General features: G+C 66.5%; 7 protein-coding genes. 4 read left to right on the forward strand and 3 right to left on the reverse strand.

All coding sequences use genetic code 11. The features are described from left to right. Positions 1–44: 44 nt before the first annotated feature. Entirely contained in the window at positions 45–1,070 is a 1,026-nt protein-coding gene (locus tag GA0061099_RS24825) for a histone deacetylase family protein (protein ID WP_036026779.1), read from the forward strand. Positions 1,071–1,096: 26 nt separating this feature from the next. On the opposite strand, the gene GA0061099_RS24830 is transcribed toward GA0061099_RS24825, so the two are convergent. The 3 genes from GA0061099_RS24830 to GA0061099_RS24835 form a co-directional block, all read right to left on the reverse strand. Further along, entirely contained in the window at positions 1,097–1,828 is a 732-nt protein-coding gene (locus GA0061099_RS24830) for a 4'-phosphopantetheinyl transferase family protein (protein WP_036026777.1), read from the reverse strand. 221 nt (positions 1,829–2,049) lie between these two features. Beyond that, complete coding sequence (locus GA0061099_RS41355) at positions 2,050–2,220, reverse strand: hypothetical protein (protein ID WP_167361674.1); 171 nt, start codon at positions 2,218–2,220, stop codon at positions 2,050–2,052. A gap of 140 nt (positions 2,221–2,360) precedes the next feature. After that, complete coding sequence (locus GA0061099_RS24835) at positions 2,361–8,804, reverse strand: non-ribosomal peptide synthetase (RefSeq protein WP_074448095.1); 6,444 nt, start codon at positions 8,802–8,804, stop codon at positions 2,361–2,363. Between the two features lie 136 nt (positions 8,805–8,940). Here GA0061099_RS24835 and GA0061099_RS24840 point away from each other — a divergent pair, with 136 nt between their 5' ends. From GA0061099_RS24840 to GA0061099_RS24850, 3 genes are all read left to right on the forward strand, one after another. Beyond that, positions 8,941–12,405 carry an ATP-binding protein gene (locus GA0061099_RS24840; protein WP_036026770.1) on the forward strand — a complete coding sequence of 1,155 codons (3,465 nt, stop codon included), beginning with the start codon at positions 8,941–8,943 and terminating at the stop codon, positions 12,403–12,405. A gap of 1 nt (position 12,406) precedes the next feature. After that, a complete protein-coding gene (locus GA0061099_RS24845) occupies positions 12,407–13,201 on the forward strand; it encodes a protein-L-isoaspartate O-methyltransferase family protein (protein ID WP_036011751.1) in 795 nt (264 codons plus the stop codon). Between the two features lie 96 nt (positions 13,202–13,297). Further along, a complete protein-coding gene (locus GA0061099_RS24850) occupies positions 13,298–14,245 on the forward strand; it encodes a DUF6492 family protein (protein ID WP_036026769.1) in 948 nt (315 codons plus the stop codon). The last annotated feature ends 27 nt before the right edge of the window (positions 14,246–14,272 follow it).

The following is a 14,272-nucleotide window of genomic DNA, read 5'->3' on the forward strand; positions in this document are numbered from 1 at the left end:
GACTCTGCGGCACGTCCAGTAGCAGGCGACCACGGAGTGTTTGAGTGAAAGCCGTCCATACCGAGCTGCACCGCAGCCACGACCCGCAATTCTTCTTGGTGCGTGGTGTCGTCAAGCGCACCACAGAGCAGCCCGAGCGCGCCGATCGCCTGCTCAGGGGATTGAAGGACGGGAGGCATCAACTGGTCGAGCCAACCAAGTTCGGGCCCGGTCCGCGCGCACGCGTTCACAGTCCGGAATACCTGTCGTTCCTCAGCGAAGCCTGGGACGCCTGGACGGCGCTCGGCGATTCCGGCCCGGAGATGATCGGCAATATCCATCCCGTGCGCCATGCCGCGACCTATCCGACCCACATCGTCGGCAAGCTCGGCTGGCATACCGCCGACACCGCAGCGCCGATCGGCCCGGGCACGTGGGCCGCGGCCTGCGCCGCCACCGATGTTGCGGTGACCGCAGCGCAGATGGTGATGGATGGCGAGGACGCAACTTACGCGCTCTGCCGTCCGCCCGGCCATCACGCCTATCGCGACATGGCCGGCGGCTTCTGCTTCCTCAACAACAGCGCGATCGCGGCGGCGCATCTGCGGCAGAAGCATGAGCGCGTCGTGATCCTCGACGTCGATGTCCATCACGGCAATGGCACGCAAGGCATCTTTTATGCCCGGCCCGACGTCTACACGATCTCGATCCATGCCGACCCCGTTGCGTATTATCCGTACGTATGGGGCTATGCCCATGAGCGCGGCGAAGGACCCGGCCTCGGCACCAACCTCAACATTCCGCTTCCCATCGGCACCGGCGATGACGGCTATCTCCAGGCGCTGGACATCGCGCGCAAGGCGATCGAATCCTTTGCACCCGGCGCCCTCGTCATCGCACTCGGCCTCGATGCCTCCGAGCACGATCCGCTCAAGGGATTGGCCGTCACCACACCCGGCTTCCGCCGCATCGGCCAGGCCATCGCGAAGCTGGGCCTGCCGACCGTGCTCGTGCAGGAAGGCGGCTATCTCTCGGACATTCTCGGCGCCAACCTGACCTCTGTGCTGGCAGGATTCGAAGAAGCGCGGTGATCGCTTCGCCTCTCCGCTTGCCCGCCTCATTCCGCCGCTTCGCGGAGGGGCCAGGCATGGCGGCTGATGGGAAGGCCGCCGTCGGTGCGGGAGCCGTCGGCGATCGCGAGGCGATGCGCGGGCGATGGCGAGCACAGCGAGAAGCGCCAGGCGTCCGGATCGTCGACGATGTCGGGCTTGAAGCTGATCTCGATGGCCTCGCGTGACACCTGCATGGCGAAGGCGTCGAGCGGCAGATTCAGCCCGAAGCCCCTGGCTTTCAGATAGGCCTCCTTGAGCGTCCAATAGTCGAAGAAGCGCTCGATCGCCGCCGGCTCCGGCAGTCCGCGCAAGGCTTCGACCTCTTCCGGCGCAAAGAAGCGAAGCGCGGTGGACAGCGGCGCGACGCGCCGCGACACGGTTTCGACGTCGACCCCGACGGCCTCATGCCGCGACACCACGCAGGCGACGCAGCCGTCGGCATGCGACAGGCTGAAATGCAGCGCGGTCGAGGTGGCCGGTGCTGCGACGAACGGCCGGCCATAGCGGCCCGCGCCAAACGACCAGTCGGTGGGCGCGACGTTGGAAGCGACCTGTGACAGCGCCAGGCGCAACATCGCATGCGCGAAGATGTATTGCCGCCGATGCCGCTCGAACACGAAGCGATCGGCCCGGGCCCGCTCGTCGACCGAGAGCAGGCGTCGGCACGCCTCCGCCGCGCCCGGCACGTCAATGCTCTCGATCAGTCCGACAAAGAGTTCGATTCTGTCGTCTGCCATCAATTGGGCCCATGGCGTCGGGCGAGGGCAAATCCCTCGGTCCCGACGGAAGAAACAACTGCGCAAGAATCAGCCGAGAGGACCGTACCTAGCGGTCCACCCGGGCGAATTCTTGTCGATTTGCAGGCCGGTTTACAGGCGCAAGCTTGTGCGAGCCCCCAAACTCGACACGCAGGCGGCCGCTCTGCGAAGATTCGTACGGTCGTCCCCGACCGACGAGTTTACTTCTTCTTGGACTTCTTCTTCTTGGACCCGCGCAGAGCCTTAAGGCTGGCGTCGACATCCTTCAGTGCGAGCTGGAGTTTTTGCTTCTCGAAATTGAGCAGGTCTTGCAGCGCCTTGCGGTCCTCCGCGCTGAGCGAGGTCTTCTTGGTAAATTTGATGAAACCCATAACACTCCCCCGGTTGAAAATGATCATCCCAAATCAAAATCCGAGAATAATCTTGCGCGACGACGCCAAATAATCAAGCTGCAACTTGATCATTCACAGCTTTGGGGCGTGAACCCGTATTCTGGCGCGATGTCGCGGCATCAAGCGGCCCTGCGCGCGAGCAATCTGCCGAGTGGTGCGTTGGGCTGGGCGATCGCCGCCGTTAGCAGGGCGACGAGGTCCTCCATCCATTCGCCGACCGCTCGGCCCTCGAGCAAATCGCGCTTGTAATTGCAGGAGCCGGTAATGCCGGTCGGTCGCTCCTTGAGCATCAGCGACAGCCAGGTCTGGTCGATCGGCAGCACCGGCTGGCCTTCGCGCGCGACGTTGCCGATCGATTCCGTCGCGAGATCCGGGAGATCGAACGGCCGGCGCAACGGATTTTGCAGCGTGAAATAGACCTGGAGCAGCGAGGCCGGATCGATCCCCTCCTGCTCCAGTCGATCGGCCAGGACGTTGAATGGCAGCTCCTGCCGCGCATGCGCCTCGAGCACGCTCTGGCGCACCCGCAGCAGAGCCTGCGCGAAAGACAGGTCCGGCGTGATTGTCGTGCGGACGATCACCGTGTTCTCGAACGGGCCGATGATCCGGTCGGTGTCCGGCTGGGCACGATTGGCCATCGCGGTCGCGACCGCGATGTCGGTGCGGCCCGTCCGGGCCAGCAGCATGGCCTTCAGGCCGGTGAGGAAGCACATGAACAGCGTGCAATTGTGCTGGCCGGCAAACGCCGTCAGCCGGGCGATCAGCTCGCGCTCGAGGCAGACCGGATGATGCCCGGTGGAGGCGCCCGGGCTCGATTCGCCGTCGAAGAGGGGACCCGCTCCGCGCAAATTCAGGATCCAGTCGGAAGCCTGGCGGCGCGCCGCGTCGGTGCCGCACCACCAGCGCTGCCAGCGTGCCACGTCCGAAAAGGCCGGCGGCGGGCTCGGCAGCGGCGCGGACGGATATCCGGCCAGCGCGGCATAGCGGCTCGACAATTCCTCGAACAGCACGCCGATCGACCAGCCGTCGACGACGGCGTGATGCAACGTCAGCAGCAGCACGTGGTCATCGTCGTGGAGCCGCAACAGCCGGGCGCGCAACAGCGGCGCGCGCGTGGTGTCGATCGGGGTATAGGCCTCCTGCTCGATCATGAGATCGATCTTCCTGAGCTCGAGCGCCTTGCGCCGCTTGTTGTTGTGGGAATGACCGTCGCCGATCGTCTCGACCGTCATGATTCGGCCGAGCGTGCGTGGCGCGGCGATGCGGCTTTCCGGCTCATCGCCGTTCCAGGCGAACGCGGTGCGCAGCGATTCGTGCCGGCGCACCACGTCGTCGATCGCCTTTGCCAGGGCGGCCGAATCGAGCGGGCCCTGCAGACGGAAGGCGAAGGGCAGGTTGAGCTGCGGCAGCCCCGGCAGATTCCGCTCGATGTGCAGCATCTGGTCCTGTCCGATGGAAGGCGCCGGCGGCCCGCCCGCAGCCGATCGCGGCAGGCTTGCGGCAGGCTTGTGCGGCTTCGTGGCCACGGTCTGTTCGACCCGCCGCGCCAACCCCTCGATCGTCGGCGCCTCGAAGAGGGCCTTGATCGGCAGCGACACGCCGAGCGCCCGCGCGATGCGCGCCATCACCTGGCCGGCCAGCAGCGAATGGCCGCCGAGGTCGAAGAAATTGTCGGTAACACCGATGCGTTCGACGTTCAGCAGGTCGATCCAGACGTCGGAGAGCACCTTTTCGGTGAAGTGCCGCGCCGGGACGACCGCATCCGCGCCGGACGTTTCCGGCGGGACGGACGCCAGCAGCGCCGAGCGGTCGATCTTGCCATGGGCGTTGAGCGGCACCTGATCCAGGAACAGGAAGGCGGCGGGGATGGCGTGAACGGGCAGGCGGCTCTTCAGGAAGTCGCGCATCTCGCTGGCGCTGCTCCGGCTGCCGGGCTTGGCGACGACATGGGCGATCAGCCTGATGTCGCCGCTCGCCTCGCGGCGCGGTTCGACGATGGCAGCGCGCACGCTTGGATGCTCGGCCAGCGCGTTCTCGATCTCCTTGAGCTCGATACGATAGCCACGGATCTTGACCTGATGGTCGGCGCGGCCGAGGCATTCGAGCGTCCCGTCGGCGCGGCGCCGGGCCAGATCGCCGGTCCGGTAGAGCCGGCTGCCGGCCTGGCGCGAGAACGGATCGGGCAGAAAGCGCTGCCGGCTCTGCGCGGGATCGTTGATATAGCCGCGGCCGATTCCGGCGCCGCCGATGCAGAGCTCGCCGGTCACGCCGATCGGTTGCGGCTGGAGGTTTGCGTCGAGTACGTAGAGCTGCGTGTTCGGCAGCGGCGCCCCGACCGGAACGTTGGCCGTCGCGATCGCCGGCGCTTTGGTCAGGCGGTGCAGGGAGGCGTCGTCCGAACATTCCGAGGCGCCATAGGCATTGATCAGCGGTACCCTCGGGCAGCAGGCAAACCAGGCCCGGCAGAGCTCGACGGGCAACGGCTCGCCGGTCGAGATCAGCAGCCGCAGCTTCGCGAAGGCGCGCCGGATCGGCGCCTCGTCCATACATTCGAGAATGAGGCGCAGCAGCGAGGGCACGATTTCGAGCACCGTGATGCCCTCGCGCTCGATCTCGCGCGCCAGCAGCATCGGGTCCTGCACGATCGCGTTGCCGCAGACATGGACGCGCGCGCCGACCATCGGACCGGCGAGGAATTGCCAGACCGAGATGACGAAGCTCTGCGGCGCGATCTGCGCGATCACGTCCTTAGGCGAGAGGCCGAGTTCGGAGATGAGCGAGGCCAGATGGTTCGACAGGCCGCGCTGCTCGATCATGACGCCCTTCGGCGCGCCGGAGGAGCCGGACGTATAGACGAGATAGGCAAGGCTCGAGGCGGCGCGGCGTGCGGCGCGGGCCGGCTTTGTCGACCCGGATGCAAGAGCGTCGTCGAGCTCGGCCACCGGGATGCGCTCGACCAGCGGTTCGAGCAGGGCCTCGACCATGGCAGACTGAGCCCGCCCGGTCAGCAGCACGCGGGCACAGCTCGATCCGAGGATGGTCGAGAGCCTTGCCGTCGGCTGGTCGGGATCGAGATTGAGGAAGGCCGCGCCGACGCGCTGCACCGCGATCATCGCGGCGAGCAGGTCGGGCCCGCGCTCCGCGAGCAGGGCAACCACGCTCTCGGCGCCGACGCCCTCACGGGCAAGCCAGCGCGCGGCCGCCCCAGTGCGACGCGCCAGCTCGCGATAGGTCAGGGACGTGCGACCGTCCGAGACCGCGACTGCGTTCGGCGTCTTCCTCGCCTGGCGCTCGAAGCGTTCGCTCAAGTTGCCGCGTGTGGTGAAATTGGCCGGCATGCCCCGGCCTTTTGCCAGCGCTTGCCGACGTTCGGCCTCGGTCAGGAGCGGCAGGCGCGAGATGCGCTGTTCCGGATTGGCGATGACGGCCTTGAGCAGCGCCTTGAACTGGGCCGCCATGGCTTCGATCGTCGCGGCCTCGAACAGATCGGTGGCGTATTCGAAGAAGCCGGTGAAGCGGCCATCGGCCTCGACCAGTTCGAGCGTGATGTCGAACCGCGCCACCCTGGGATCGACTTCCAGCCGCCGGGTCGACAGGCCAGGAAAGCGCGCCGCCTCGATCGAGGCGTTCTGGAGGATGAACATGATCCGGAACAGCGGATTGCCGTCGCTGCGGCGCGCCACCCGCAATGCGCGCAACACCTCCTCGATCGGAAGGTCCTGGTTGCGGTAGGCGTCCAGCGTGACCTGCCGCACCCGCCGCAACATCTCGCCGAAGCTCGGATCGCCGCTGAAATCGTTGCGCAGGACCAGGGTATTGGCGAACAGCCCGATCAGGCGTTCGCTCTCGATCTGGTTGCGGTTGGCGATCAGCGATCCCGTGGCGACGTCCTCATGCGAGGTGTGGCGGAACAACAGGCACTGGAAAGCGGCGAGCAGCGTCATGAACGGCGTGACGCCCTGGTTCTGGCTCAACGCGCGCAGCTCGGACGAGAGGGACTTTGAGAATTCAAGGTAGTGACGCGCGCCGTGTCCGCTCCAGATCTCAGGTCTCGGCCTGTCGGTTCTCAGCGGCAGCATGGTGACCCCGTCGAGCTGGGTCCGCCAATAATCGAGCTGCTCCCTGGCCGCGGGCGTCTGCGCCCAGCTTTGCTGCCAGAGTGCGAAGTCGCGATATTGGAAAGCGGGCGGCGGCAGTGCGGCCGAATGCTTCTTGCGTGTCGCGGCATAATGGACGGCGAGCTCCTGCCAGAACAGCCGCTGCGACCAGCCATCGGTGGCGAGGTGATGGACGTTGACCACCAGCGCATGGTTGTTCCTGTCGAACGACAGCAGTGTCGTCTTCAGGGGCGGCGCGTGGGCCAGGTCGAACTGACGTTGCGCAAGCCTGAGCGCCTCGCGCCGGATTGCCGCAGGCCGCCTGCCCGCCGGGCATGGCTTGAGCTTGATGCGCTCCAGCCGCGGCGTCGATGACAGCACGAGTTGCATCGGCTCGCCCTGGCGCTCGACGAACACCGAGCGCAGCGCCTCATGGCGCGTTGAGATCGCAGCGAGGCTCGCAGACAGCGCGGCGGCGTCGACCGGGCCCTTGAGGACGGCGATCTCGACGACGTTATAATTGTACCGCGTCGGGTCCAGTCGCGAGAGCACGTACATCCGCTGCTGCTGGAACGACAGCGGTGCGTCCGTGCCTGCAAGCCGGCGCCAGCCCGGCAGCGCCGTCTCGCGCCGGCTTGCGGCGGTCTCGATCCGGGCCGCAAGCGCTGCGACCGTCGGGCAATCGAAGATATCCTCGAACGAGAAGTCGACATTGAAGCGGTCGCGCAGGCGCGAGCGCATCTGTGTCACCGCGAGCGAATCCGCGCCGAGCGCGAAGACGTCCTGGTCGGCGCCGACCTGCGGCAGCTCCAACAGGCCGGCCCAGATCTCGGCGAGCTGGCTCTCGACCGCATTGCGCGGCAGCCGGGTCTCGTCGTCCGCGTCGACCGTTGCAATCAGCCCGGCGAGGGCGTTGCGCTTGACCTTGCCGCTGGCGCCCTTCGGCAGCGCCGCGACGCTGCGGATCACGCTCGGTATCTTGTAGGCCGCAAGCCGTTTTCGTGCGAATTGGCGCAACTGGTCCGGGGTCGCCTCGGCATTCGGCCGCAGCACCACGACGGCCGCGACGTTCTCGCCGAGCTTCTGGTGCGGGACCGCGAACACGCCGGCTTCCAGCACCGCCGGATGGCTGAGCAGGACGTCTTCCACCTCCAGCGGCGATATCTTCTGCCCGCCGCGGTTGATGACGTCCTTGATGCGGCCGACGATGAAGAGATAGCCGTCGTCATCGAGATAGCCGAGGTCGCCGGTCCTGAACCAGCCGTTGCGGAATGCGGCCCGCGTCGCCGGCTCGTCATTATAATAGCCGCGGCTCATGTTCGGCCCGCGCAGCACGATCTCGCCGTGCGCCCCGCTTGCGAGCGTGCGGCCGGTCTCGTCCATGATCGCGATCTCCGGGCCGGCGGCGCGACCGACCGACGCGACCTTGCGCAGCTCGAACCGATTGGCCGCAATCTGCGAGGCCGCCTCGGTCATGCCGTAAGTTTCGAGCACGGGAACGCCGAACGTTGTCTCCAGCCCGGCGAGAATCGTCGGCGCGAGCGAGGCCGAAGCCGACCGGATCACGCGCAGCGACGATGGTCGGGCGCGGTCGGGGTTTACTTCCGCCGCCGTCAGCAATGCGCGATGAATGGTCGGCACCGCCGTGTACCAGGTCGGTTGCAGCTCCCGCATCCAGCCGAAGAACGACGCTGCGTCGAAACCGTCGGTGCAGATCACGCTGGAGCCCGCGGCCAGCGCCGTGAGCAGGCCGGAGATCAAGCCATGGGCATGAAACAGCGGCAGGACGTTGAGCAGGCGATCATGCATCGTGAGCGACAGCACATGGCCGGCATTGTAAGCGGACAGGCAGACATTGCGATGGGTCAGCGGCACCATTTTCGGTCGCGCCGCCGTGCCTGACGTCAGCAGGATGAACGCATCGTCGTCGCCGCGCGAAGCGCCGGCGGCATTGGCCGGCCCGATCGCCGGAGCAATGAACGCGCAGCCGCCGAGATCGTGGGTAGGCCCCGCCACGAAATCGATCAATGCGATGTCGAGCATCCTGGCGGCGTCACGGCTCGCCGAGTTCATGTCGGCCCGGGTCACGAGCGCGGTCAGCTTCAGTTCGCTGAAATAGCGTTGCAGCTCGTCCGCCGTCAGATCGGGGTTGACGGGGACGCAGGCGCAGCCTGATGCGACTGCTAGCAGCGCCAGGGCAGTATCGGCGCCGCGCGGCAGCGCCACCGCGATGCGGTCTGCGGGACGGATGCCGAGTTCACGCAAGGCACGCACCAGTTGCCGGATCGACTCGGCCAGCGCGTCATAGCTGAGCGCCGGCCGGCCGGGAGCGAGGAGTGCGGGCGCCGCCGGCGTCCTGCGGGCGTAGAATTCGAGAAGGCCGCTGATATGCGCGAACACCTTCGTTTCGGCCGTGGTGCCGGCTGATGCTTCGTCCGCTCCGGATGCAATGTCCGACAACGCCATTCCCTTTTGGACCGATTAAGTTATTCTTCCAAGAAGTTGGGGAATGCGTCCAGTCCGAGGTGAAGTTTGGACCCCAAAATCTGTGGTTGAGGGGCCCTCGAGCCCTTCGACGGAGTAAGGGTCGGGCAGAATCACGATGCTGGAGAACGAGCCGAGCACGAGTTTGGAAGGTGGGCTGAATCACTGGCTCGAAAGCATCGGCCTCGGGCACTACACCGATCTTTTCGCGCAGCACCGCCTCGATCTCGACGTCATCGCGGATCTCACCGAAGCCGATCTGGTCGAGCTCGGATTGCCGCTCGGCGATCGCAAGCGGCTGCAGCGGGCGATGGCGGCGCTGTTTCAAGCGGAAACCACGGAGGCGCCGGCGGAGGCGCCGCGTCCGCAAATCCGGGCGGAGGTCGGAGCCGAACGGCGCCAGCTCACCACGATGTTCTGCGACATGGTGGATTCCACCTCGCTGTCCGCGCAGTTCGATCCGGAGGACGTCCGCGACATGATCGCGGATTTTCGCGAGACCTGCGTCCGGGTGGTCAAGCAATACGAGGGCTTTGCCGCCCGTTTCGTCGGCGACGGTATCCTGGTCTATTTCGGCTATCCGACCGCACATGAGGACGATGCCGAGCGCGCGGTGCGCGCCGGGCTCGAGATCGTGCGGGTGCTGTCGACGGCACGCGCGGTCGAGCCGCGTGGTGCGCTCAGCCATTCACCCGCCGTCCGCATCGGGATCGCGACCGGCCTCGTTGTGGTCGGCGACCTCGTCGGGCAGGGCACCGAAGAACGCGACTCCGCGGTCGGGGAAACCGTCAATCTCGCGGCGCGCCTGCAAGGCCTAGCGCCGCCCAACGGCGTGGTGATCTCGGCCTCGACGCAGGCGCTGCTGAAGGGGAAGTTCGACTACCGCAATCTCGGAGTCCACGACTTGAAGGGGATCTCCGAGAAGGCCCAGGCCTGGCACGTGGTGCGCGCCTCGCGGTTGGAGACCCGTTTCGCTGCGGCGATGGGTACGCGCCTGACGCCGCTCGTCAACCGCGAGGAGGAGATCGCGCTGTTGATGGGGCGCTGGCAGCAGGCCAAGGACGGCGACGGCCAGGTCGTGGTCAAGTTCGGCGAGCCCGGAATCGGCAAGTCGCGCATCATCCAGGAGATCTTCGAGCGGATATCGGGCGACCGCCATGGACAGGTCTCGCTGCAGTGCTCGCCCTATTACACCTCCACCGCGTTCCATCCGTTCGTCGAGCAGCTCAAATTCTCCCTCGGTCTCGATCGCGAGGATTCGTCCGCGCTGTCGCTGGCGAGCCTGGAGAACGCGATCGCCGCCGCCGATGGCGACATTGAGCAGGTCACCCCGCTGTTTGCCGCGCTGCTGTCGATACCGACCGGGGACCGCTATCCGCCGCTCGAGCTGTCGCCGCAGCAGCAGAAGGATGCGACGGTCGTGGCGCTGGTCAACCATTTCCTCGGCCTTGCGCGCGAGATGCCGCTGGTGATCGCGTTCGAGGATTTGCATTGGATCGACCCGACCTCCCGCGAGGTGGTCGACCTCCTGGTCGATCGGGTGCAGAACCAGCCGATCCTGGCGATCATCACCGCGCGCTCGGAATTCCAGGCGAGCTGGAACGCGCATTCGCACATCACCACCCTGGTCCTGAACCGCTTGAGCCGGCAGTTGCGCACGACGCTGGTCGAGCGCGTCGCGGGACGCGAGCTGCCCAAGGAGGTTGTCGAGGAGATCATCGTCAAGACCGACGGCGTGCCGCTGTTCCTGGAAGAGCTGACCAAGACGGTTCTGGAATCCAATCTGCTGACCGAGCGGCACGGGCGCTACGTGCTGTCGGGGCCGTGGCGGCAGCTCGCAATCCCGGCCACCCTGACCGACTCGCTGATGGCGCGGCTCGATCGGATGGGACCCTTCAAGCGCATCGCGCAGATCGGCGCCACGATCGGCCGCGAGTTCTCCTACGAGACGCTGCATGCCGTCGCCAATACGCCGGCCGAGCAGATCGAGGCGGCGCTCAGTCATCTGCAGGAGGCCGGGCTGATCATGCGCCGCGGCCATCCGCCGGATGCGCTGTACTCCTTCAAGCACGTGATGATCCAGAACGCCGCGCATGCGAGCCTGTTGCACAGCGAGCGGCGCAAGCTGCATGCGCGGATCGCCCAGGTGCTCGCCGAGATGTATCCGGAGAGGACCGAGCGCGAACCGGAGCTGCTCGCCCATCATTTGACCGAATCCGGCCAGAGCGAGGGCGCCGCCAGCTTCTGGCTCAAGGCCGGCAAGCAGGCGGCCAAGACCGGGGCCAATCTGGAGGCGATCGGCCACCTGCGCCGCGGCCTTAACGTCGTGCAGGCCAATGCGCGCATGCAGGGCGCCGACGAGATGGAGCTCAAGCTGCGCATCGCGCTCGGCAACGCGCTGATCGCCGCCAAGGGCTACGCGGTGCAGGAGGTCGAGGAGAACTACATCCGCGCGCTGGAGCTCGGCCGTCAGCTCGATGACGACGAAAAGGTCTTCGCTGCGACGCGCGGGCTCTGGGTGTGCCATTTCATCCGCGCCGATCTCACCCGCGCGCACGATCTCAGCGTCGAGCTGTTGAAGTTTGCCAAGCGCGAGCGGCTGAACGAGCGGACGCAGCCGGCGCAGCAGACCGGCTATCTGATCGAGGCGCACCGCGCGATCGCGATGACCATGCTCTATCGCGGCCGCTTCGCAGCCTCGCAGCACCATTTGCACCGCTGCATCAACCTGTTCAGCCCCGATCTGCACTCCGACCTGATGGAACGGCACGGCATCGATCCCGGTGTCGTTTCGCTGTCCTATCTCGGTTACCTCCTGTGGTTCCTCGGTCGGCCCGACGCGGCGCGCCAGCACAGCGAGCAGGCGATCGCGAACGCCGAGAAGATCCGCCACCCTTTCACGCTCGCCTTCGCGCTGGTGTTCGGCGCCTATCTCCGCCAGCATTTGCGCGACGTCGAAGGCACGCGCGACTACGCCAATCGCGCCATGATCATTGCCACCGAGCACAATTTCCTGCACTGGAAGCAGCAGGCGGCGATCCTGCGCGGCTGGGCGCTGGCTCAGCTCGGCGAAGCCGACGAAGGCCTCGGCCAGATGCGCTTCGGCCTCGACGAGTACGAGGCGATGGATTCCTGGCTCGCCGGCTGCTGGTTCCGCTGTCTGCTCGCGGAAACGTACGCCAAGGTCGGGATGCGCGACGCCGCCTTGCGCGCGCTGGATGGTGCGCTTGCGACCGCAAGGCGGACCGGCGATCACTTCTATCTCGCCGAGGTCTATCGCATGCAAGGCGAGATCACGCTGGCGGGTGGCGACCCGGCGTCGGTACAGGAGGCGGAGGACCTGTTCGGCCTTTCGCTGGAGACCGCACGCAAGCAGGGAGCGCTGTCCTGGGAGCTTCGCACCGCCGTCTGCCTCGCGCGCCTGTCGCATCAAGCCGGCAAGCGCGAGCACGCAAGACTCCTGCTCATGCCGATCGTCGGCAAATTCAGCGAGGGCTTTTACACGCCGGACCTGAAGCAGGCGTTGCAGCTCGTCGACGAGCTCGGCATGGACGCGCCGGTGCGCGAGCAGGCCGGTCTGTGACATGAGCGATCTTGCCGCCGCGCGGGCGCGCTACGTGGAGTTGATCGCCAGGCGCGAGCGGATTGCCTCGAAGCGTCTGCTCGCCGCGCTCGCCGCCGTTCCGCGCGAGAAATTTCTGCCAAGGGGGCCTTGGCGCATCAAAGGCGAGGCAGCGCGCAGCTACCGCCCGACGCCCGACGCCGATCCCGTTCATCTCTACGACAACGTGCTGGTCGCCATCGATGCACGCCGCAAGCTCGACACCGGCCTGCCGAGCCTGTGGGCGCATTTGATCGACACTCTCGACGTCAAGCGGGCGGACCGTGTGGTGCAGATCGGCTGCGGCCTCGGCTATTTCTCCGCGGTGCTGTCGATCATGGTCGGCGAGAAGGGCCGCGTCCATGCGATCGAATGCGACGATCGGCTCGCGACCCGAGCGGCGAACTACTTGCGCGGCTATGGCAACGTCACGGTCGTCCACGGCGATGGGTGCAAGGACGTGGGCGAGCCCGCCGACGTGATCATCGTGCATGCCGGCTTCCCGCATCCGCACCCGCTCTGGCTGCGGTCGCTCCGTCCGCGCGGCCGTCTTCTGGTGCCGCTGACGCAGCGCGACCGCGAAGGCGCCGCCCTCAAGATCACGCGGAGGGCCAGGGGTTTCGAGGCAGAGGCGATCCAGCAGATCCGGATCTTTCCCGGCCGGGGCCGCGGCGTGACCGCCCTCGACGACCGCGTCGCCGACTGGTGGCAGCGCGCCTCAGCCCTGGCGCCGCTCCGCTTTCGCGGGCTGGAGCAGGGGCTGCCGTCGGATGGCTAACACTTCGTTTCGCTTTACCTTGATTTCGATCGTGAGTTTCCGGCATCTCGCATTGCCGCTATCAGTGCGGGTCTGATGGCCATTTGAGCGTGCTCCATGCATTCCGTTGCCCTGCTGACTGCCAGCTACGCCAAGGATATCGAACGCTTTTCGCTGCTTAGCGAGAGCATCGACACCTGGCTGTCGGGATACACGCGCCATTATGTACTCGTTAACGATGAGGACGTGCCGCTGTTCGCGCGCTTCGCGTCCGACAAGCGGGTCATCGTTCCGGCCTCGCGCTATCTGCCGAAGTGGCTGTTCGCGCTGCCGCCGGCGCTCCAGTTCGGCAGCCGGCGCGTCTGGCTGTCGCTGCTGTCCTCGCCGGTGCACGGCTGGCACATCCAGCAGATCCTGAAGATCGCCGGCGTCCTCAACGCGCCCGAGCAGCGTGTCTGCATCCTAGATTCGGACAATCTGTTCTTCCGCGAGTTCGACGTCAGCCGATATGCCGGCGCTGAGACGACGCCGCTGTTCGTCACGCGCAAAGCGATCGCCGCCGACCACCCGTTGCACGGCCTGTGGCTGCGCACCGTCGACCAGCTTCTCGGCATCAAGGAGCGCGCGTTCCCGGCGGACGATTATGTCGGCAACGCGCTGGTCTGGGACAGGGACACGGCGCGTGCGATGACGGACGCGATCAAGTCGGCGACCGGCCTGAGCTGGGCGCTGGCGCTGTGCCGGAAGAAGAAGTTTTCGGAGTATCTGCTTTACGGAAACTTCGTCGCCAATGCGCCGGAACACCTGGCGCGACATCGGCTCACCGAAGACAGCATCGCGGTCTCGCACTGGGACGACACGCCGCTCGACCGCCCGGCCATCGAAGCGATGATGCGCACGGCCTCGCCCGAGCAGGTCGCGCTTTGCATTCAGTCCTATTCGTCGACGTCGATCGCCGACATCCGCGACGTGTTCCGCCTGTCCTCGCGCGAGCGGCGCGCGCCGAGCCTGGCCCCCGATCATATCGGCGATGTGGCCGCGTTCGAAACGCCGAAGACACGCTGATTTCTAAAGCATGATCCGGAAAAGTGC

This window comes from Bradyrhizobium yuanmingense (assembly GCF_900094575.1).
Lineage (GTDB): Bacteria > Pseudomonadota > Alphaproteobacteria > Rhizobiales > Xanthobacteraceae > Bradyrhizobium > Bradyrhizobium yuanmingense.